11 protein-coding genes and 1 pseudogene are annotated in these 23939 nt (G+C 29.5%); 10 read left to right on the forward strand and 2 right to left on the reverse strand.

Annotated elements, in window-relative coordinates; all coding sequences use genetic code 11:
- Positions 1-66: 66 nt before the first annotated feature.
- On the reverse strand, positions 67-1230 hold the full coding sequence (locus IMCC3317_RS19665) for an IS4 family transposase (RefSeq protein ID WP_160131188.1): 1164 nt from the start codon (positions 1228-1230) through the stop codon (positions 67-69).
- Between the two features lie 1149 nt (positions 1231-2379).
- On the opposite strand from IMCC3317_RS19665, the gene IMCC3317_RS19670 reads away from it, so the two are divergent.
- The 3 genes from IMCC3317_RS19670 to IMCC3317_RS19680 are packed head-to-tail and all read left to right on the forward strand — an operon-like array spanning position 2380 to position 8863.
- Positions 2380-4644, forward strand: a complete 2265-nt coding sequence (locus IMCC3317_RS19670; protein WP_160131189.1) for a metallophosphoesterase family protein — start codon at positions 2380-2382, stop codon at positions 4642-4644.
- A gap of 2 nt (positions 4645-4646) precedes the next feature.
- The gene (locus tag IMCC3317_RS19675; RefSeq protein ID WP_160131190.1) at positions 4647-7349 is read left to right on the forward strand and encodes an SUMF1/EgtB/PvdO family nonheme iron enzyme; all 2703 of its coding nucleotides are present in this window, start codon (positions 4647-4649) and stop codon (positions 7347-7349) included.
- Positions 7350-7351: 2 nt separating this feature from the next.
- The gene (locus IMCC3317_RS19680) at positions 7352-8863 is read left to right on the forward strand and encodes a sodium:solute symporter family transporter (protein ID WP_160131191.1); all 1512 of its coding nucleotides are present in this window, start codon (positions 7352-7354) and stop codon (positions 8861-8863) included.
- Positions 8864-9286: 423 nt separating this feature from the next.
- On the opposite strand, the pseudogene IMCC3317_RS19685 reads toward IMCC3317_RS19680, so the two are convergent.
- A pseudogene (locus IMCC3317_RS19685) lies at positions 9287-10179 on the reverse strand (IS1595 family transposase).
- Between the two features lie 325 nt (positions 10180-10504).
- Between IMCC3317_RS19685 and IMCC3317_RS19690 the strand changes: the two are divergent.
- Genes IMCC3317_RS19690 through IMCC3317_RS19720 form a run of 7 tightly spaced genes read left to right on the forward strand, consistent with a single transcriptional unit; the run spans position 10505 to position 23365 of the window.
- Positions 10505-12127 (forward strand): hypothetical protein, encoded by a 1623-nt coding sequence (locus IMCC3317_RS19690; RefSeq protein ID WP_160131192.1) that lies wholly within the window; start codon positions 10505-10507, stop codon positions 12125-12127.
- Complete coding sequence (locus IMCC3317_RS19695) at positions 12127-14820, forward strand: phospholipase D-like domain-containing protein (protein WP_160131193.1); 2694 nt, start codon at positions 12127-12129, stop codon at positions 14818-14820. The genes IMCC3317_RS19690 and IMCC3317_RS19695 overlap by 1 nt, the downstream gene beginning before the upstream one ends.
- A gap of 29 nt (positions 14821-14849) precedes the next feature.
- Positions 14850-18932 (forward strand): AAA domain-containing protein, encoded by a 4083-nt coding sequence (locus IMCC3317_RS19700; protein ID WP_160131194.1) that lies wholly within the window; start codon positions 14850-14852, stop codon positions 18930-18932.
- Positions 18933-18934: 2 nt separating this feature from the next.
- Positions 18935-20278, forward strand: coding sequence for a hypothetical protein (locus tag IMCC3317_RS19705; RefSeq protein WP_160131195.1), 1344 nt, complete (start codon positions 18935-18937; stop codon positions 20276-20278).
- Complete coding sequence (locus IMCC3317_RS19710) at positions 20271-21692, forward strand: phospholipase D-like domain-containing protein (protein WP_160131196.1); 1422 nt, start codon at positions 20271-20273, stop codon at positions 21690-21692. Before IMCC3317_RS19705 ends, IMCC3317_RS19710 begins: the two co-directional genes overlap by 8 nt.
- Positions 21693-22271, forward strand: coding sequence for a DUF1887 family protein (locus tag IMCC3317_RS19715; RefSeq protein ID WP_160131197.1), 579 nt, complete (start codon positions 21693-21695; stop codon positions 22269-22271). It abuts the gene before it with no gap.
- Positions 22271-23365 carry a Card1-like endonuclease domain-containing protein gene (locus IMCC3317_RS19720; RefSeq protein WP_160131198.1) on the forward strand — a complete coding sequence of 365 codons (1095 nt, stop codon included), beginning with the start codon at positions 22271-22273 and terminating at the stop codon, positions 23363-23365. The genes IMCC3317_RS19715 and IMCC3317_RS19720 overlap by 1 nt, the downstream gene beginning before the upstream one ends.
- Positions 23366-23939 lie beyond the last annotated feature (574 nt).

The following is a 23939-nucleotide window of genomic DNA, read 5'->3' on the forward strand; positions in this document are numbered from 1 at the left end:
TTATTAAATGCTTACGGTTTCCCTCATTCTGAATAAATTTTTAGAAATGATGTCACTAGTGTCCACTTAAAATAAGCTGAAAACCAGTTGGTTAGTATTATTTTCATTGACATTATTGCAATCTGATTTCATAAGTAATTCATTTACAGGCACTTTATCTAGTAGTGATGCAGATAAAATTTGTAGAATTTCGTAGTTTGAACGATTAATTTTTAAATCTTTTGCGATTATAGAAACTAAACAGTAAGTTATGATTGCTACATTAATTTGGATACGAACAGCGTTTTCCGATGTTCCCCAAAAAGTTTTAACTTTTAGGTGTTGTTTTATCCATTTAAAAAACAATTCTACTTTCCATCTTTGTTTGTAAAGTAATGCAATATCTTGAGATGGTAGTTCAAAATTATTTGTCAAAAAGATTAGCATTTTTTTATTTTCACTATCTAAAAACTTGACTTTTCGTATCTTCTTAGGATAATCTTTCGAGGTGTAAAAACCGTCTATTTTACCTATTTGGTCGTATTTAATTCCTGTTGTTTTATCTACTTTTTGAGAATACATTCTTTTGAATTTTACATTAGATTTTGCCCTAACTACAAAGTAGGCTTTAGCTTTTTCGATACGAAAAAGGCGTTCATAATCAACATAGGCACGATCAAAAATGTAATAAGCAAACGCTTCATAATCTATAACATCCATGGTATTAATGTCGTGAACATTTGCTTCTGTAATATGAATAAATACGGGGATTTGTGAGTTAACATTAAATAATGTGTGCAATTTTATTCCAGCTTTGGTTTTACGAAAATGAGCCCAACAAAAAACACTTAAGCATAAGTCTATCGTTGATGAATCAAAGGCATAAATATTACCTTTTATATCAAAAGGAGTATTGTTGTTTTTACCTTGATCAATCAATATTAAATGATTGGCAAACTCCTCAAATATTTTGAAATTTCGATTTTCATTAGCCTTGGATAAATTGCTACGAGTTACGTTTTTACCTAAACCTAAATGGTAGGATTTTGATTGATGTGCTTCGATAACAATTATCAAATCCCTCATGCTTTCTCTAGCAGAAAATTGTCCAAAAACCATACATAATAATTGGTTCCAACAAGTAAAATGTTTGATAGATTTATTGCCAAAATATTTACTAGTTAACCTATCAAAAACGCGCTGGGGAAGAAATTCGACCAGTTGAGAAAAGACATATTTACCCTGATTCATATTCGTAATATTTGAACTACGAACATAATAATCATTTCAAATCGTCACGCTCAAAAATGACACTTAAAGTACAGATTTACAGTAATTTCAAAGAACTTATTTTATTTTTTAGTGGACACTAGTGAAATGATGTATTAAAAAAATCAAAACTGACCGAATAAAAGTCTGTTTTGATTTGACGCTAAGATTAGCTTTGGCAGATAATTGTAGAATGTATTTGAGTATCAGGTGAAACTTATTGTAACTGTACTTAGAAAAAAACAACAAAACTTTGCTTTAGACTTTGATGACTTACTTCGTTTTACTCTCTATATGTCAATAATCCTATGTGCTTGAAAAATGGCAGAGACGACTACACTATATCAAGTAGATGAAATACAAGATAGCTCGCAAAAATATTTTATATTAATAGAGATGCTTTGTCAATTTTATAAAAACCTATTCATTTTTAGCGATTCAGTCTAAACTATTTACGAATGGAGAGTTGCTAAACCTGAAGTTTTGGTTTTTTTGATAAACAATCATAATAAATCAAAATTATCGTTCAACACTAAATATTTTAAGTATTGGCAATCACATAATAAAAAGCAATGAAATCAGAGTAGATAAAGATATGTTTACTCAAAACCCAGAAGATGTAAATTTACACGCTCAAAAAAATGATTATGAAGAATGGTTTAACGTAGTTTTAAAAACACAACAGGATCAATTCTTTTTTGTCCACTACTTATATAATAGACTTTGGTAAGTTCATATAAGTAAGTTAAATCTAGCTCAGATAATAAACAGCGATAAAAATTTTCCTTTGGAATCCAATCACTTAGTTGAAACATTGTAAATAATTGCTCTAGCTATATATTTTTGCCTTACATACATTAAGGTATTCATTATTTCTTTATCTTAGACTTGTGTAATAGACACAATGGCTATAAATAATTACTTGTCATCGCATATGTATAAAGGTTTTCGGGACTTTTAAAGTTGATTAGCACTAGCAAAATTAAGTACTGACCAACGTAACTATTCATAGCTCAACCGTTACTGTTAATACTAAAAATGCTTTATTGAATTCAAGGGTTTAATGATAGCGATAAGTAAAACAAACAATATTAGTAAGTTTATACTTTATATAATATAAATCTATTTATTATGAGAATTGTACATCTTTCAGACATTCATTATTCAAGAGACAGGTTAGATGAATTTAAAGACTACTACTTTAAAGCATTGTTAGAGGATTTAATGTCTATACATAAAGAGCGATCAATCGATTTAATTTTAATTACAGGGGATTTAATTGATAAAGGTGGGGTATCATTCGAAGAAGAAAACTATTATAAGGTTTTTCAAGATGAGTTTCTAAATCCAATAAGCAAGGCTTTAAGTTTATCTAATGAGCAAATTATATTAATTCCTGGAAACCATGATGTCAATGAAGAATTAATTGAAAAATACCATGAAATGGGATTGATTGTAGGTTTAACATCTTCTGATAACGTAAATGAATATATTTCAATTCATAAAGATTCAAAAGAAATTCAGATCAAGAGAATTGTAAATTATATGAATTTTACTAGGGAGTTTTACAGCAATAAAAATGCTGGATATATATCACAATTTGAAACATGCTTAATTTACGAGAAAGAGAATGTGAAAGTTGGCTTTGCATGTTTAAATAGTGCATGGCGATGTTCTTCAGTTATTGAGGAAAAACAAATTTGGTTAGGAACAAATCAAATACTGAGTGCAAATACTTTTTTAGATAAAGAAAATTGCAATTTCAAAATTGCACTGCTGCACCACCCGATATCAATTTTTAAAAATAGAGAAGAAAAGGAAATATTATCATTTTTAAAAAGGTTCGAATTCCAAGCTGTTCTAGGTGGTCATTTACATGAATCAGACTCATATGTAAATACATCTCGAGACGGTGAGTTGCTAATCAGTAACGCTAAAAGTGGATTTAATAATCCAAGAGAAAAAATAGAATCTTATCAATCGGGATACTCAATAATAGATTATAATTTTCAAACATTAATAAATACTGTGGTTCATAGAAAATATTTTCATAATAGAATAGCATTTGACAAGGATTTAAGTTTCGCAAAAGAGGGGAAATTTGAGAGAAAGTTCAGTTTTAAATCGAAAACAAACGACACTAATACAAAGGAAATAGTAACACAAAATGATGCAAATAAAACATCCGCCAAAACAAATCCATTTCATATTAGCCTTGATGTTTTAAATAATAAAAAAGATTTTTATTTATCTAATTTATTCATAAGGCAGGATACTGTTTATAATGATTTTGAGAAAAAACTATCTTCAAGGGGAATTGTTATAATAGAGGGCCCTCAGTTAAGTGGGAAAACTGAGTTTATTAGAAATTATTTTTCTAAAAATGACAATTATCAATTCATAGACACAATCCCTGAAAAAATATTTATAACTAAAAAAAGAAAGCACCCTTATACTGATGTACTTGATTTATACACTGAATGGGGTCGAGCTATTTTAGATAAGGCAACTAAACAATTTAATATTGATACTACTGCAAATCCGGGGATTTGGGAATTAATATCTGAAAAAGAAGAATTTAAAAAGAAAATTATAGCTAATAGAGATTTTTCTAAATATGAAAATGATTTGGAGTGTTTATTCCGGGTATTAAATAATGCTTTGGAAGAAACGGTGAATTTTCAAAATAGAACTGAAAAGTTGATTATGTCGGCACATCTTGATAATTTTGAAAGCTATGCTGATCCAAGAACATTTGATTCTCTTATCGAAGATTTAGGGAAACTTAATCTCCGCGAAGTAAAAGATGGAATATTAAAAAAAATGGGGTTAGTAATATCCACAAGATATTTTCCTTCAAATCAGCTTAAAAATATTGTTTTAAAAATGAATAATTTCTCGCTTGAAGATATTAAAAATTTTTATTATAGTGTTTTTGAAGATAATGAAAAAAACTCAAAAGAAATTATTGATTTGATATATCATTATACTAATGGTCATGTTTGGTTTGTCAAGAGGTTTTTCATTTTGTTTTTGACACTAGTAAAAGAAAATCCAAAGAAAAGCATATTAGAACTCACTAATAGTATTTTTAATAATCCGAAATATTGGATAATGGATTCATTTAATGGTTACACTAAACACTCAGAATTTATAAGAGTAATTGAGGATATATATAATAACCATACTAACCATCAAGATGATTTTTATAATTGCATAAATGAAAAGAATCCAAATAATGAAAGGTTATCTACTTATAAGAATAATTCAATTGTTATCGAAACAGGTATTTTGAATCGAAAGAAAAAGGGCTTTAGAGAAGTAATTATTAATGGTTACTGTAATCGAATATTTTCTGATTTTTATTTAGATTATTTAATCGATAATCTTTATTAAAAATGAAAAAGAAAATAATAGGAATAATAAAAAAAGTATTGAATACACTAAATACCTCAGTGGAAGGACAAAAATTATTTTTTCCTGTTGAAATTGATTCTTTTGCAAGTATTTACTATTTCAAATATAAGCTTCCTTATCCCAAAGAAAAACATTATTATTTGGTGCTGCCAAATGAAAAACATTTTGAAAATGACGTTGAGTTATTATTCAAAAACATTAAAGATGATGCTAATGTAGAAAATATTTCAATTGATAATATAATTTATATTGATGTTTTTGACATTGCATCAAACATGATAGGCTTTAGAACAGATTACCTAGTTTTTTATTCTCCAAATGACTTTTTTAATCATTTATTCGATTTTACTGCATATTATAGTCACTTAAAGGAAAATAGGGAATTTTGCAGTGTAGAATCTCGATACGTCGATAGAACTATTAGGCATATAATAGACTTTGATGGATTTGATGAAATGGACATATCAAATTTTAGCGAATTAGCTGAAGCTTGGAGTATTAAAAGAGGAGTTAAGCCTATTCTTTTACTTGGTGATAGGGGAATGGGTAAATCTTGGGCGTCTAGAGCATTTTGTTTACGCATTATCAAAGACCATGTTAAATCTCCATGGCTTTACCCTTTACCTATATTTATTGATTTAGGTTATTTTTCAAAAGCGGAACAAGATGGTACTGCTTATGAAACTGTAATGTACTTTTTAAAAGAAAAATATAGTATTAGTTTTCTTTTTGGAGATGATTCTCTTGACGCATTAATTAAATCAGGGTTGGTTATTTTGGTTTTAGACGGGTATGATGACATGATTAAAAGAGTTGATAAAGAATCCGTAAATAAGCAACTTTGGGAAATATTTAGTATAATTAAACATGGTTCTAAAGTTATTGTTTCATCTAGAGTGAATCATTTTAATTCATTTTCTAAGATATATGAACATTTTGCATTTTCTTATTTTGAAAAAAATAATTTAAAACAACGCATTACTCATCCTGGTTATACAGATATTAGACAAGATTTTAATATCTGGAGATTAGATAATATGAATGTAAAAGAGTTAGACTCTTTTACTAAAAAAAGTATTGGCGAAAAGGATAATCTTGGCGAAAAAATTATCACGGAAATTCAATATAAAAAAGATAAAAACCCCGTTGAACAAATTATTACTAATTTAATTACTATACCAGCCTTTAGAAAAAATATTTCAATACTTTTAGATGAGGGTATGGATATAATTAATGTGTTAGAACAAAGTATTATAATGACCGTAATTGCTTTCAATATTGAAAGCAACAAGGCAATTGAACAATACGAAGAAAAATCTTCCAATAATTTTGATTCTGCATCTTTTGATGAAAAAAGGAAACTTGAAATTCTCGAAGAGCTAGCTTGGAAAATGATTGAAAATGAAACTACATACATTTCAATAAGTGATATTACTGAATTTCTAAAGTCTAATTATAATGTAGATTTTGAAATTATTATCAATGATATTAAAACCCAAACTGTATTAAAACTCAAAGAAGATGGTGATTCTGAAGACCAATTGTTTGAGTTTTTCGATGAGGGTATTCTTTCACTATTTGTTGCATTGAATATTTTAAAAAAAATCAGTTTTGAACGATCAGACAAAGGGTTTGATATGTTAGGTAAATATGATTATTCTAAAAATAATCAAGGTAGGACATTTTTATTTATTTTAAATAAGTTAATAGATAAAGAAATGAGTAAGACTACTAAATTAGTTAACTTAAGAAATAGATTGTTGTCAGTTTTTGAAAATTCATATGCCTACAACCCAAGCACTAGATTTCTAAAGAAAAATTTGGAATTATTGGATAATAAGTACGTTGGTACAATTGATGTGCCAGATAGTTGGACAAACGATATTGTTGATGTCGAAAAAAATTTCGTTTTAATCCCCACGTTTAAAAATAAATTAATCCCGTTTAAGGTTTCAATAACTCCTGTAACAAATGGTGAGTTTAAAGATTTTGTAAATTCTGAGTTTGGCAGTGGATGGGGAAAGCATAATAAACAGAAAAATGAATTTAGAGATATTTTAAACGTATATCACCTTCATACATGGAAAGATGAAGAATCAATTAAAAAAACACTAGACCATCCTGTCGTATATATTGGTTGGTATGCTTCAGCTTTTTATTGTAATTACCTTTCTAAAATTAAAGGATTAGACTTATTTTATAGATTTAGTATCATGAATGAGAAAATATTTGTGGAAAAGAACTTAGGTTCTGATGGTTATCGTTTGCTTACAAAGGAAGAATGGGGGTTTTTAGAAAGAGATGAAAACCCAAAAGCACTACATCCATGGGATTCTTACGAAGATGAGGAAGGTTTACTTTCAAAAGAAGGAATGGAGTATAAGAATTATTTATTAAATCTTAACCAAGATTCTTATCCTGTTAAATCAGGAATAAGAAATAAATATGGCATGTTTTGGATGATTGGAAATGTAAAGAGTTGGGTAGATTCAAAAGAATCTAATATTAGCTTTGATGGCAATAGTATTGATATTAAGGGTATGACTGCTGCATTAGGAGAAGAAGGGTATAAATTTACAAATAAGATGAAAATTCCAGGTCAAAACACAAATATCGACGTCGGTATGAGAGTTGCAAGGTCATTATCAATAAAGGAAATAGAATTAATGAAAAAATATTTTTAATTTTGAATATTCTCACTCAACAACAAGGCTTTCTATTCTTATTTTTATTTGCCATAGTAATGATTGGTTTAACTTGGATAGTCTCAAGAAATAAATTCTGGACAGGTTCTCAAATAGGTTTTCTAAAAGCTGGTTCTAATGTATCATGGAGTTTCGGTGCTTTTAGTATAGCAGCATCATGGATTTGGGCACCTGCTTTATTTGTAAGTGTTCAGAAATCCTATGAATTTGGTCTAGCGGGTATGTTTTGGTTTACATTACCAAATATTCTTGCATTAGTATTATTTGCATTTCTTGCTCCCAAAATAAGGGAAAGATTACCAGGCGGCTATACTTTACCAGATTGGATAAGATATAGATTTAAGGATGAAAGGATTCATAAAATATACCTTTCAATCTTTTTTTGGTATCAAATTATGGCAATTACAGTACAAATATATGTAGGAGGTCTTTTAATTTCTTTTTTGACAGACATACAATTAGATATTGTTATGATTTTGCTTTCAAGTATTAGCCTGTCATACGCCTTAATATCAGGATTAAGAGCCTCAATTATAACTGATTTTTTACAGATGATAATGATTTTAGGGGTGGGGATTATTATTATTCCTTGGGCTATATTTGAGGCTGGTGGACTCGAATCAGTTTCAAAGGGTTTTGGGGGGCTTCAACATATAGATAGTATTTTTAATCCTGAAGTAGCATACTCCTTTGGTATAGTAACTTCAATTGGATTAATCGCTGGAGCAATTTCAGATCAGCAATATTGGCAAAGAAGTTTTGCAATTAAAAAAGGTGATCTTGTAAAATCATTTATTTGGGGTGGCGTATTATTTGGTATTGTTCCAATTGCGCTATCTGTATTAGGTTTTATGGGAGCAAATCCTGATTTGAATATATCAATGCCGCAGGGAGTTGAATTACCTATGATTGGAGTAGCTGTAGTAGCCAAATTATTACCAACTTGGGCAACTTTATTATTTGTTATTATGCTAATGAGTGGTTTGAGTTCTACCCTTGACTCTGGTTTTGCTGCGGGTGCTTCTCTATGGGCAATCGATTCTGTGAAATTCTCAAAATTTGAAAAAGAAGTTTTGAGAAAAGAGAGGCTTGGACAAAGCTTAACAAAAGAAGAAAATACAATAAAAAAGGATCTTGATAGAAAAACTCCAATACGGGCTAGGCAAGCTATGATTGGGTTAGCAATTATAGGATTAATTGTGGCATTAATAGTTGAATATGTTCCAAGCTTTACCCTAGATGTCTTGTGGTGGATTTTTAATGCAATTGCATCTATGGTCGTTGTCCCGACAGTTTTGGGGTTGTTTTGGAACAAACTTTCTGCTAGAGGAATATTGTTTGGTTTTATAGGTTCTTTTATTGGTATTATAGTTTTTATTTGGGGTAGTGTAGTAAGCAATACAAATATGATAGTCTTTTCTGCTGTATTTATTATACTTATAAGTCTTATAATGAACCTATCATTCCCTAGTAAAGAGAAGTTTCATGGTTAGGTGTTTGATTCCTAAAATAACTTATCTAATATAAAAATGGATGAATTTAAATTATAAATAAAGCACATAGCGGTAACAAAGGTAACTGTTGCGAGAGTCTGTCAATAAAAAGTAACAAGTTCATCGTACACTAAACTCTTTTAAGAGCTTTTTTAGGTTTTTAGTAGGTGTCTTGTGCTGAAAAAGATAGTCTATTATTTCTAAATCTCTATCCGTACCGCAACACAAAACTGAATAAATGATTTTCGGATTGTATCTGAAATTTTTGGGTATTAGGAAAATTTACACAGCTTTTTTTATTAACAACTACCTAACTTCACTAGTGTCCGCTAAAAGTTAAATAAATTTATGAAAAACACACAACTCTTATTGCAACGGTATTATTTTAAGTTAGTTGATTGTCAATAATATAAATTAATTGAGTTACACACTTAGTGTCTGTTTAATATTTTTATGATAAACAGGATTAGCTATAACCATTCTTTCGATAGTTTTATGAAAGATAGTCTCTTTAAATTGAGAACGATTAATTCTAAAACAAAACTCATCAAAGTATGCCTGAACGTGCCATTTACCAACATGAGTTGGAATGGCTCTTAACCAAGATTTCAATTGCATGATTACAATATGTAATTCTTACCATTGTTACTAAATTTTTGTTCAATATTATACTCTTTTTTTAAAGGTGAATATCCTCTCCATTTATCGGTCACTATTTTCGCAGTTGTACTAATATGCTCTTCAAATATAGGTGTTAATGACTTAGCAGAATAATCATCAATAGCTCTTACATATACTCTTTTAATTTGGTGTTTTGCACTCAGTTCTACTGCTATCACTGCTTTTTTCTTTTTAGAATCATAGCTTCTACCTTGTTTACCTTCTTCTTTTCCACCTACGGTGAATTCATCTACATGCACTAATTCTGATAAAGGATACTGCTGGCTACTCTTCATTGCTTTCCTGACTTTTTGCATAAAAAACCAAGCTGTACCTTGACGAATATTGAAGCGTTTTCCCATTTGAATACTTGAAACACTTTTGCTACTTGTTGACATTTCAAATACTACACAAAAGGCTTTTTGCAATCCAAATTTCACCTTGTGAAACAAAGTGTTAGCTGTAGCGCTTTCCACATGATTACAACCATAACAATGATATCTATAACCAGATTTTTCACAACCTTTTGTATGACCACATTTCATACATTTAAAACCATCTTGCCATTTAATTTTTGCCAAATAAGCCTTGCAGGCTTCATCATCTGGTAATTCTTTTATAAAGCTCAGTATATTTTGTCCTTTAAATGCTTCCATAAACTCCGTTTTTATTGATTACAAGATACGGAGCTTAAATGACTAACTCAATAAATTAATTTTAACTCTTGAAATTTTCCTCAAATATGAAGAAGAACCAACTTCACAGGAATATACATAGTAACCAAGCTTAAAAGAAACATTAAAAGTAACTGTGTAACTCTTTTAATGAAACTATATCATTTAAAAAAAGACCTATTATAGCAAACTATCTTTGATCAATTACAGGATATTTTCTAGTAGAACATTCAATACACAGAAGTCTTGTTAATTATTTTATAAATATTTATAAATTTAAGATTTATGTAGGTTAAATTTTTGTTCTTTGAAAGAAAATTTTATACTTTACAATCTGAAATTTTCAATATTTTTAATGTGTATACGACAATTTGAAATTAAACAAGTAAAAGCTCCTTTTCTTAGTAAACCTCATTATTCTATTTCAGGTCTAGATCAATTGGGTCTGAATCTAACTAGTGAGAGGATATTCGATTTAATACTACCTGGTTTAAATAATGTTACACAGCGTATAAGATACTACTCATTTTATTGTTGGTTCTTCGATTGGTATGCTAGCGACATTGGAAATACTTCAGCAAAGGTTCAAAATACTTATTTAAGGAGAGCTGAGTTTTTAGCAGCATTGGTTGCCGCTCATAGAAATAATGGAGGAGTTCCTGGTATTACAAAAGCAAAAGCTATTTATGAAAAGTCTAGTGATGTCATCGAGTTGGTTTTAGGAACTCAAGAGGGTTCAACTAGCGAAGGTTCATACTGGAAAAACAGTCGTGGAATACTCGGTCAATACTATATAAACTCAATAAAACAATTAGGCATTCTAAGAGATCAAGGAGATAATGCAGGTTTATATGTAAGAACTCATTTTGAGCACGATTACAAGGTTTCAGGTAAGCAATTAGCAGAAGCTTTCCGCAATAACATATCTTCCAGAGAATCATTGTTTATAGATTGTGTCAAGAATAATTCAATATGTAAAGATTCTCTTGAAGAATTATCAAATTTTTTTGATTTAACACAAGTGCCAAAAAATAGTGATGAAGAAAAATTATTATGGCAACTACTTACAGGTGTAGACAAACCAAAGGAAAATGAAGAGAGTTTCTTGAGAAAGAGCACGGTAGATTTACTTTTGAGGGATATAGATTCTTTAGAAACCGAAGAAAAGTATAATCAATTAAGTGTTCCGCTAAAGATATATAATGAAAAGCTTAATGAAGATAGCGATTCAACTTCTAAGCTATGGTATTTTTTTATGCTAGAACAATTTTGGAGTGTAGCTTGTACAGGCTGCCTCAATGCAATCTTGTCAATTATTGAAGATAAAGCGGGTAATTCTTGGTTTGATGAGACTACTTTAATTAAACACACAGTAGAAGAAATAACTCAAATATTTAATAGTAAAAATGTAAATACAGATAACCAATTGTTCTTTGATGGAACTATAATAGATTACAGAATTGACAAGTTAGTTGATCTTTCAAAAAAGGAGAAAAACCCTTATCTTAAAATATTATGGGCGATTTGTGCTATTCAAAAACTATACATTGATAATAGATCAAATAGAGATGTACTTTTAAAGGTTTCTCAACAATATAAAATACATACACCGAGTAGTTTTCTAAACACTCTCACAGATTTTGATAAGAAGCAATCACTTGTAATTGAAGATTTTCTTTATTATTTTATAACAAGATACGTGTTGAATCGTCATCATTTTGTAGCTCTTAGAAAGTTGAATTCAACTCAAAACACAGCTAAGTTTTATCGCGAAGAAGGTATGATTCGATATATAAGTAGTTTCTTGTATGACTACTCATCACCTCGGATTCATACATTATATGATTTCCTTTCTGACCTAAATGTGATTGATAAAAAAAACAAGTCTATAACATCTTCTGGTAGACAAAAATTAAAGGACTTGGTCTAGTGAACATTGAAAGAACAAACATATTAGAGTTAATAGGCTCAGGTAAGAATAAATATCATAGCTGTGTAATTACTAGCTATAGTATTGATTTATGGTTTTTTGAACAAACAGTTCTGCCAAAATTACGAGCTGCAGGAGTAACCAATATCAATCTGTTTATTGACGCTAGAATGCTAGAAAAGTATTTGTCTACTCATTTGTGTTGCAGCCTACAAAAATTTAAAGCGAACTATAGTATTACTCCAGTGAATCTCAATGGTGCATTTCATCCAAAAATGATGATGTTAATAGGAAAGGATAAAGGGTATCTATCTATAGGTTCTGGAAATATTACCTCTTCAGGAATGCTATACAATGATGAGATCTGGTCTTCTTTTTATTATTCAACAACAAAGCAACATACAGCATCAATTTTTAAAGATACATGGTCATTTGTCTTGCAGTTAGAAGAGAGAACTTCTGGAATAAATTCAAAAAAAATAGGATGGATTTCTCAACATGCAAGTTGGTTGAACAGTCTAAATAGTGGCTCTAGTATTATTGATGATATCTCATATCAGTGGTTTCATTCCTTTTCAGATAAATCATTGTATGATTTAGTCTTTAACTCTTTTCCTAGAAAGCCAAAGAGCATAAAAGTTATAGGCCCATATTTTAATAAAAACGGAGCTTTCATTTCACAACTGATTAGAGATTTAGAACCTAAATACATACACTGCATAATAGATAAAGAGAATGGAATACTTCCTTTAGGTTTTGAATCTGATATTGATTGTCAATTCTCAGACTGGTCGGATGTGATTTCATCAACCAATGGAACATCGATTCAAAGGTTACACGCTAAAGCAATTCAAGTAGAATATGAAAGTGAGACTATTTTTATTTTAGGAAGTGCCAATCCAACAATGGAAGCTTTTGGAGCAAAGAATAAGAATTCCAAAAATTCAGAAGCCATTATTGTTATCAAAAAAGAAAATTCAGATGATACTTTCAAAAGCTTAGGAATAGAAATACCTGAAAAAGGAACTTTAGAGTTACATCTTCTAGAACAACCTACTGGGATAGATTCTGAGGTTTTTTCAGTAAAGAAAGAAGTTACTCTTAAGCATGCAGAATTAAATGGAACAGAGTTGTTTGTGGAGGCATTTTTTAACATTGAACCTTATGGTTCTCTTTGTATTTATGATAATGATAATAATGATATAAAACGGTTTGATTTATCAGACTTGGAATCGCAAGATTTTATTTTTTCATTAGATAACGATAATGCTTTTAAGTGTGCTTTTTATGACGAGGATAAGAGGATTTCAAATTTTGCTTTAATACAGAATAGAGAGGTTTTAGAAAAATCGAATCCTGATGAGAGATTGGCTAGACTTCTAAGTTTTGAGCATTTAGATATTTTTAATTCTTTGAATTACGAACTGGTTCTTGATTTTATGGAGAGTGAAAGAGTCTTTAGTGATTCAACTGGCAGAGCAATAGTATCTGAACCTTCGGAACCTGATGAAGACAAAGGAGAAGTATTAAGTGAGCTTGAATACAATAGAAATGCCTCATTGTCCATCGAACAAGATGTGCCTATTAATAATGTTACATCGATGATTGAAGAGTTCTTAGATGTGCTTAAAATTAGAGATAGTTATGAAGAGGATTTTTCTGATAATTCAGAAACACTAGCATTAGAAGCTGGAGATGATGGTTTAGCAGAAGAATATGAAGTTGAGCACCAGAAAACAAATATTACAACTTCTGAAGGAGAGAGGATTCAAAGAAAAATTATTAAAACCATTCAATCTATAAACAAGCTTATTGACGCAAGGTTTGAAAATAGTATTCCTCAAGATCAACGAACTTTAAATGCGCTATTCATTGGCTTTCATATCTTAATGCATTTTTGGAAAGAAAAGTATAGTGAGGAAATATGTGAGATTAAATTAAAATATACAGACTTGAAGTCTCTTAAAAAGCTAGAAAAACGATTTAATTTAAAGAGGTGGGAATCTCAAATAGATTGCAAGAATAATGAGGTTGGCTATTATATTGGTATTAGTCAATTAGATAATATTCTTAGAGATTTGGATGTTGTTGAAGGTTTTAAGCTTAGCGGAAACATTTCAGAAACCAAAGAGATCTTGCACAGTTTCATAAAAGTAAAGTATTGTCGTTCTTCTGAAGATGATAATTTATGTTTGATCTTTATTGATGATAGTTATCTGAATATACTATGTGCCATTCAGAAATCAGAACTATCTTTAAATAAGCCTCAAAAGATCAAGTTTTTTATATTAATAATGAAGCTGTTGGATGATTTAAGGTGGAAAGATAATTTTGAATACTGGCGTGACCTTATAATTTTAAATACTTGCGAGATACTCGAAATAGAAACTTTTCTTGTTGATACTGTTCTTAAAGATGAATTGAGACAATTGAAAGGTGGTGCTACTTTTATTTTGATTTCAAAATACATAGAATATAAACAGTCTTTTAAAAGTATTGTTTTTAAAAAAATGTCAGTCTATTTAGCAGGTTCTTTTATTTATAGTTCTACGTATGGTTTTTGTAGATTAAAGACGGTGAGGAATAATAATTTTATTGATTTAGAATCTCCTATTGGAATGTATATAGGGCATAAAAATTATACAGGATATGATGAAGTTTTTATAGGTGAGAAAGCGAAATTTTTTATTTGATAGTTTGAAAACGATAGAGAATATTTAAGATGAGAGGAAAAATAATCCTGAAGTATGATACACTAGGGTACATCGAATATAACGTTGATTCGAGGGTCTCTTATGTAATTGAGGAAAACTTAAATTTCAATATAGGAGAAGAAGTAAATTTTGAAATGATTGAAAAACGTGTTACTGGTACTGACGATACTTTTGATCGTGCTATTCATTTAACACAAATAGAAAAAAAACTTGAAACAGAAATATCCAGAGAAGAAAGAGGATCAATAATTGCCACTACAATTCTTGAAATCATCAAACCTTCCACCATTGTTTTAGAATTTTATAAAGGTCGAAAAGCTATTCTTCCACTACAAAATATTGCTTGGAATTTACCAAGTTCTGAAAAGTTATTTGATACATATAAAGTTGGTGATAGCACTGAAATAGTAGTTTTAGAGAACGAACCAAATAAGTCAGTTTTAGTAAGTAGAAAACACTTAGTACCAAGACCTAGCGAGGAAAAAAATTGGCAAGATTTAAAGATTGGTGATATTTTAAAAGGAACTATTGTACAAGTTCTAGAAACTCAATTAGTTTTTAGCTTTCCAAATAAATTATTTGGAACGGCAATTAAACCTAAAGATTTTTCGAAAACTATTGGTGAAGTAATGGAAGTACAAGTCCTTTCAAAATCTGTAGATCGATTTTTACTTAGTACTACTGTTTCTTTTGAGGCTACAAAATCAAATAAAAAAACTACTCAGAAATATAATGATGATTCTCTTGTAAAATCAAAACTCACATATAAACATGGAGACGAATCATTAAAAGATGCTAATTCCTTTTTCAATTCATTGTATTATGATTACTGTGAAGAAAGCGAAACTAATAATGAAAAAAAGTTTTTCCAAGAGGCATTTGCAGATAATCACAATTTATTTGACTTAGCAATTTCACTAAAATTACCACTACACATACAATTTACTTCTACTAGTTGGGATGGAGATTTCAAATCAAAACTTTTACCATATTTGGCTAGTTTTTCACCAGAGTTGAATTCTGAACAGAAGGCTATTGATTATCTATGCAAACAGAAGTATTGGATGAATATAGATTCTAGAAAGGAGAACAGGTGCTATTGGACATTATTCAACGATGAATTATACATTTCAGGTTTTGTTACTGAAGAACCAGATGAACGTTTCTTTTTTGTAAGTAAATTAGAGATAGGTAGAAAAAACAAGGATTCTTCATATTACAAAGAGAAATCACAAAAAAACGGATGTTTCTTATATGATTCTAAAATCTTCTTTTTAAAGCTTCATTCGAACATACCTGTTCTAGATAAACCATTAGCAAAAGTATTTGACGTACTCAAGACAAAATCTGATGCCTTTTTATTGTACGGAGAACTTAAAAAGAAAACGGGTGCTCTTTTAATGGAGGAGGGGGAATCCTTAAAGATTTTTGATAAGTTTTTGGAATATCAAATATACAGGGAAAAAGAAAACAATAAGCAGAAGGCGATCTCTGTTTCTGGACATATCTCAAGGATTCCGGCAATTGATTGCGAAGTATCAATAGAAACAATTGCAACGGAATCTTTACAAAACATCTATGAGTCAAGTGAATTAGAAAGAATTCTGGTATCAATAAAGACTTCAGAGGATTCAAGTAAAGAAAAGAGTAATGAAAAAGAGTTGGTCTGGTTCTGCGACGCAGAATTTGAAATTGTTGATAATACAGCGCGTTTTCATTTTTCCGTGATGGATAAAAGCATCGAAGATTTAGAAAGTGAGTTTTATGTTGAGCCAAAGCTTTCTCTCAAACAATGGCAGGTACAAAGGAAAGTAATTCAAGATTTTTTTGATAAGCGTATCAATATTTCGCACATTGAAACCATGTTTCTAAAACCAGATAAAATCAAGGCGCCAAAATTTGAACCTTTTAACTTTATCAATCCCTTATTAAATAAAACACGTATAGATATTCCTGATAACAATCAAGTTAAATCAGTTATCAAAGCTGTAGGAAACGAAAATATATTTCTAATTCAAGGGCCTCCAGGAACAGGTAAGACTACTGTGATTGCTGAGATTGTTCAACAACTAACAAATAAAGGTGAAAGGGTACTAGTTACTAGTCAAACTCATGTAGCAGTTGACAATGTATTAGACAAGCTTTCACAATTAGATCATTTAACCTTAGTTAGATTCGGAAATAAAAAAAGAATAATGTCTGGCTTAGAGGGTTTTCATATTGATAATCAAGTTGATGCTTTAGCAATGCATTATGGAAGTGTAGTCGAAAATAACATCAAACTAGTTTTAAAGAAAATAGAATGTGCCAACTTATCAGATGAAGAAATAACTATAACTTTATTAGAGTATTTAAGTAGTATTACAATTAACTATCCTCCAAATTTTGATGAACGACTTACAAAGTTAAACAAGGATTTTATTTCCACACTTAGTGATTTAGCTATTGACCAATTAAACAATTTAATTAGTGTTTTGAAGACTTGGCAAAAAGAAATAGCTTCAAGTCTTCTAGATATTGCACGACCAATAATTTATGATTCTATGAATGTTGGTTTTGCTACATGTATTGGTGTTCGTGTTGACAAAGGTTTGTCAGGTAGAAACATAATATTTGATACTGTTATTATAGATGAAGCAGGTAAAGCAAATTTATCGGAATCTATTGCGGCAGTTTCTATGGCAAAGAAAGTCATTCTAGTTGGAGATCATAAACAACTTCCACCATATATTGATAGTACTTTAATTGATCTTAAAGATAAAGATAGCTTTCCAAATAGTGACCGATTTAATAGGAGTAAATTTAACAATGAAGATATAAAACATGCATTGACGACTTCACTTTTTGAATTTTTAGTGAATAAGAATAAAGCTAATTTATTTCCGCCTACTAATATTGAATTACTGAATTTTCAGCATCGAATGCATCCAGATATTGGAGAGTTTGTATCAAATGTTTTCTATGATAGTGATATCCAAATGGGTGCTTCAACTTCAAATAATACATTGCCTTTGGCTTTTCCCTTCGACAAGCAAGTAATATTTATTGATACAGCTAACAGTAAAACGCCATATGAATCTAATGGAGGAACATCTTATAAGAATAATACTGAAGCCTTCTGTATTTCAGAAATAATAATCCCAAGACTGCTTGATGAGAAGGTAGGTAAAGACAAATTTGCTGTGATAGCACCATATAAAGCTCAAGTAGCCAATATAATAAGTAAGTTAGAGCAATGTGACATAAGTGGTGTTGAAGTCTCAACATTGGATTCATTCCAAGGAATGGAATTTGACATTATCATTTTTAGCTTTACACGCTCAAAGAGATGGGAAAAGGTAGGTTTTTTGGATGATGCACGTAGATTAAATGTAGCACTTTCAAGAGCAAAAAAGAAATTAATTCTTGTAGGGAATAGTAAGACTCTAATGGCTAGAAGAAGTCATTATGATGAGGTGTTTAACTATACAAAAATGTATAGAAATCTTGTAAAGCTCAGTAAAAATGAGGAAAAAGGAAATTTTATAGACATCAATAACTTAAGTGCTGAAAGTAAATTTGATAAGGCAGAAAAGAAATTAAAGAAAGATGTAGCGTATAATTGCTTATATCTGAATAGTGTGAATCTAGGAGACGACCAATTACATATATTTAATATAGAGAATTTGATTGACGGAGCTCTTTTTGATAAAGGAAAAACAAAATCGTTTCAAGATAGTGAGAAAATTAAGTTGGTTGTTGAAAAAATAAATATAGCGAAGAAAAAGTTTTACTTAAAAGAAACTGTTACTAATTCTGCAAGAAAAAAGGCGATCCATTCGAATAAAAAAACACCAAATCATCAACTTGAAACAAAAATGTTTCAATTAAAATTCTTTAATGAACATAAAGTAGGAGATGTTGTAAAGTGTAGATATAAATGGCATATAAAAGGATTAGGGCATTTTTTTGAAATCTTTAAAGGGCTTGATGGATTAATGTATGACTCAGATTTTAAAATGACTACATATGTTTCTAAGCGGGAATATAATATGTTTATATCTAAAATTGATAAATACAAAAAGCAAATAACTTTAATAGGTAAGAAATAAGAATGGCAAATTATAGATTAAATATAGCACGTTTTGTTGATTTAGAAGCTAAAGCTAATAATAGCCTAAAAGCTATTGTAAGTATTCAATATCCTATTTATTATATCCATGCTGAAATAGTTGACACCAAGCCACATGTTCTTTATGAATTAGACAAGGTTGTTGTTAATAGTTCAAAAGTTTTAAAATCGTTTGATAATGATAATATTGCCAAACTACTTTCATTACCATCATCAGTCATAAAGAGTAGGAAAGCGTATTTGCAGCATAATGAATATATAGATAAAAATGATGTTTTAAATGGTTTGGGAGAAAATTATATAAGTACTGAAGAGGAAAAAATGGAACATCATATTTCTCAAGACTTCGTTATTGATGGCATAAGTCTCAAACCACTCCCGCAAGAACTTTATAATTATAATTATAAGGATGAATATATTTTTGAAAGTGATTATGATCACTACACAAATAAAAATGGAGAAACAGTTTCTAGAAGACCGTTTTCTCCAGATTTGACACATCAACCTATTCAAAAAGACATTATTGAAAAAAATCTTTTGACTGTAGCAGTGAGTGAACGAGGCAACTATAATATTCCTATAGGTCTAAAAACATTATCGTCACTTTCATACAGTGTGTGTACTTTACCTATTTTTATTGGTTTATTTGAAAATAATGGAGTGTTAAAACGTAAGTTAATTAATGGTTTTGATTCCTTAGGGAGAAACGATGATCTAAAAGTATTTCTTCCAAATCTAGAAAAACGAATTACAAATTTAGAACTTAGATTAAATGAGTGGGGATTCAAAGATGGAAATTCAAGATTAAACTTTGAATCAAATTGGAGAGAGATAGATTTAAAGCGTGAAGAAGATAAATTATTCTTTTTTTCAAAAGAAGACTTAAAAAACTTTTTCAATCAAAATTATCAAATTGTAAAAAACGAAAAATCTTGGAAAGAAGATATAGAATTAGAGGATGTTTTTTATGAAGCTAATTCTTTAGGTATAATAGTAACGTGTAGCGTATTTGAAAAAGCTAGGTTTAAAAAAGAACTACTTGCAAATGTAAAAAGGAGAAGTGATTATTATTTACAAAAAAACACTACATCTGGCGTTTGGACTATATTTTTTGACATGATTCAAGGAGATGATTTTATAAGGGATACTATTGAGTTTTCTAGCCTTATTGATGATTTGAGAAACGAACGCTTTCCTAAAGAAAAAATACTAGCTAAGATAATCACTTATAAAAATTACAGAAAAATTTTAGTGGCTTTAGAAGAATACAGATTATTGGAAGAAATAGATATAATGAATCATATGATAAACTTATTAAATGAATAATAGTTTGATACATAAAGAGGTTTTTGAAGGAGGTTATTTCATCTTGAATGATAACAAAACTGATGTTAACTTAGGAGAATACCCTAACTTATTATTTACCTTAGATGGATATCCTCAAATAAAAAATCATATAATTAAACTTATAAGAAATGCTGTTAAAGTAATCAAGCTATGTTCTTTTATAATAAGTGATGAAGAAATTGCATTTGAATTAATAGAGAAGTGTAAAAATACAGATATAGCTGTTTTTTTATTGACGCAATTAGATGATAAAAAGTTTAATTTTGACTTTTTGCCTGAAGAAGTATCTACTAGACATGGTAAAGGGCATATGTCTATTATTACAAAACTGTATGGCCTTGGAGCACACGTGCGAGGAGCAACTTCAGCACATGCAAAGTTTATTATTTGCGATAATAATGACGCGCTAATTATGAGTGCCAATATTACTTCTCCATCTTTGAATACAAATCCAGAAACAGGTGTTATTCTTAAAGAAGAGAATGGTTATAAAGAGTTAGACAAGCTATTCGATATCCTTTTTCAAAAAGGAACAGGGTATACAGGTTTTACAATATCAGGCAGAAAACAACTTATTTCATCGCGTTCCACGAAAATCACAAAAGAAATGCTCGACTTAGTTGATGAATCAAAAATAAAATTTACTTGGGGAAAATTAAACAATTCTTTATACGAAAGCATTGTTAATTTGATTAAAAATGCTAATTCTGATATTTTTATTTCGACTTATTCAGTTGTAGGTTTAGATAAAATTTCTGAATTGATTGAAGAACTTAGAAAGGCCATTGATAGAGGTCTTGCAATAAAACTATTCTGTAGAGCAATGAATCATCGTAAGGATCATTTAGATAGTTGTTTGAAATTAAAGCAAATCGGAATCGAAATTTATGGGGATTACTTTAATCACTCAAAAGGTATTTATTCAAATGATAAAGGCATTTTGTTTACGGCAAATATTGACGGTAACCACGGACTAATAAATGGTTTTGAAGTTGGAGCAATACTGGAAGGTAATCAACTTAATGACTTTAAGAATTTTGTAGAATGGCAAATTGAAACGGCGCCTTTCCATTTTACTATTAATCCTACTAAGCAAGCATATTATAATATGTACGATGTTTATACAGGTTTTAAAAAGATTAGTAATCCTATTTTTCCAACGAGTTGTAAATTCTATACCAATATTGAAATCCAAAATGAGCTTTTTCAAAATCCTATATATTTGTTAACAGATGAGAATCAGAAGGTTTTGAAAATGAATATTGGAGACCGAGAATATGATGTGAAAATGGAAGAAAACGATATCACTGTTATAAATAAATCACTAAATAAAAGCTATAATATGCAATCGTACTTACTAAAGTATAAAGACATAGAAGTAGTAAACAATTAAATGGAAAATACACTCAAATACCTAGAAGAATGGCGTGACCTAGCAAGTCATGGTAATTTTAAATTGGCTGAAAATTTATACTATGAGAAGTTGTTTCCCGAAGTAATTTCTATTTTCTGCGATAAGTACCAATCTGAGTTTTCAGAAAAAGGAGTCTTAATATCATTACTTGGGTTTTCACCAGAACCACTTATATTAACTGCTAGAGCAGTTAAGCCAATGCACCATTTTATTTTGACTACGGAAATTCGTGAAGACATTATTGATCGAATTCACAACTATCTAGATACTGACTTTGAACTTGTTATTATTGATTCCCCAGATTTTCAATCAATTTACAAATCACTAAAAGAGATCTTGTATAAAGTAAATACAACAAACGTTACTCTTGATATTACTGGAGGTAAAAAGTCTATGGTGGCTTCTGCTGCTATTTTTGGTAAAGACTATAGATTTAGAATTACTTATGTGGATTTTGAAGAGTACATAAAAGAACTCAGAAAACCATTACCAGGATCTGAAATATTAAAAACTGTTTATAATCCTGACTTAGATCAACCAGAAATATTTTTAAAGTAATGACGCATCAAATCGTATTATTAGGAGGTCAGTTACTGCCTGTGTATATAGGTGTTTTAGAAAGGAAACCACAAGTTGTTCATATTCTATATACTAAAGAAACAGTTAGGCTTAGAACTCGATTGGTTAAGCAATTTAATGGAATTCAAATATTTGATTATCAAATCAATCCTTATGATTATGACTCGATACAAGAAACTGTCACTAATATAATATGTAATAATGAGGGTGCTACTTTTGAATTGAATTTAACTAGTGGTACTAAGTTGATGGCATTAGCGAGTCAACAAGTTATTAATACTTTGGATTGCTTTAGTTTTTATATCGATCAAAAACAAAATATGATTGATTTATCTAACGGAACCAAAACCAAAATAAATTCTTTAATTTCGACCAGAACATTTCTCTCTTTATCTAATCATAATACGTTTACATCAACTACTTTGAAATCATTCAATAAGGAGGAGTTAGCATTGGCAAATTCAATTTTTGTGTTGAGAAAAAATAAATCTGGTATAGCAAAACTATTTAAGTTGTTTAGAACATTAAAAGCTGATTCTGAATCAAAGAGTTTTTCTTACTCTAATTCTAAATACAAAATTTCTTGGAGGAATAATATTCTTTCGGTAAAAGCACCAAGATTTAGTCTTAACGCTAAAGGAAAAAATGCTTTTAAAATATTGACAACAGGATTATGGTGGGAATTAATTATTAGTATCGTTGTAAATGATTGGAAGTCCGCAAAAGAAATTCTTATGAGTGTGGCAATCAAATCCAATAAGGGTGGTAATATTGATAAAAATGAAATAGATATTCTCATCAATACTGGGCAAAATGTTTTTTTTATTGAGTGTAAATCAGGAATTATATTACAATCAGATATAAACAAAATCAAAACAGTTGGTAGATTCTATGGCGGAATAAGTTCTAAATCTATACTTGTATCGTTCTATAAACCTCAGAATTATATTATTGAAAAGTGTCTTGATTTAGGTATTGAACTGTTTTATTTAGTAGAAAATTCTTCAAAGCGTTATGAATTAAAGACACTTATTAATAAGTTAGATAGGTTATTAAACCGGATTGAATTATAAATCTGCTAATTAGTTTTTAAAGCACGGAAGCGTATTGTTTATTGTCTTGAAAAGGGTATATAATTCAACAGTAGTCTTTAAAATTAATATTTAGCAGATTTATACTTGGCAATGAGAATTTTTTTATTCAATGCTGAAACCTTATTCAATAAAGGTTTCATATTTGTTAAAAACAGAAGCAGAAAATACTGGTACTCCGAAAAGGCACTCTTTTAATGTCTGTGAATTTGTGTTTTTTCTTTGATTTTTGAGCTCTTTAAAAAAACATATCTTTCCAAAACTATGCTTTTTATTACCATAGAATCCCATTAAAATGATAAGGAATAAACAAACACTTTGGTAACCTATGTATATCAATTCGATTCTGTTCCAAAATTATTAGTCAGAGAGATATTAAAATTTTATGTCATAGTGTAGTTATAAGAAGAGCAATATTTATTATTTCAAAAAGAATTTACAGCAAATTCACATATCATTTCTTTAATTTTTAAGACATCACAACTGCAATTTGTTCAATTGTATATCTACTCACTCATTTCGCTATTGTCGTTCATGCTATATTTTATGTATTTCA

The sequence above is a fragment of the Kordia antarctica genome, assembly GCF_009901525.1.
GTDB classification, from domain to species: domain Bacteria; phylum Bacteroidota; class Bacteroidia; order Flavobacteriales; family Flavobacteriaceae; genus Kordia; species Kordia antarctica.

Excerpts from the sequence above, each read along its gene's own strand:
- IMCC3317_RS19665 (WP_160131188.1), bottom strand. The coding sequence starts at position 1,230 with ATGAATCAGGGTAAATATGTCTTTTCTCAACTGGTCGAATTTCTTCCC.
- IMCC3317_RS19670 (WP_160131189.1), top strand. The coding sequence starts at position 2,380 with ATGAGAATTGTACATCTTTCAGACATTCATTATTCAAGAGACAGGTTA.
- IMCC3317_RS19675 (WP_160131190.1), top strand. The coding sequence starts at position 4,647 with ATGAAAAAGAAAATAATAGGAATAATAAAAAAAGTATTGAATACACTA.
- IMCC3317_RS19700 (WP_160131194.1), top strand. The coding sequence starts at position 14,850 with ATGAGAGGAAAAATAATCCTGAAGTATGATACACTAGGGTACATCGAA.
- IMCC3317_RS19705 (WP_160131195.1), top strand. The coding sequence starts at position 18,935 with ATGGCAAATTATAGATTAAATATAGCACGTTTTGTTGATTTAGAAGCT.
- IMCC3317_RS19710 (WP_160131196.1), top strand. The coding sequence starts at position 20,271 with ATGAATAATAGTTTGATACATAAAGAGGTTTTTGAAGGAGGTTATTTC.
- IMCC3317_RS19715 (WP_160131197.1), top strand. The coding sequence starts at position 21,693 with ATGGAAAATACACTCAAATACCTAGAAGAATGGCGTGACCTAGCAAGT.
- IMCC3317_RS19720 (WP_160131198.1), top strand. The coding sequence starts at position 22,271 with ATGACGCATCAAATCGTATTATTAGGAGGTCAGTTACTGCCTGTGTAT.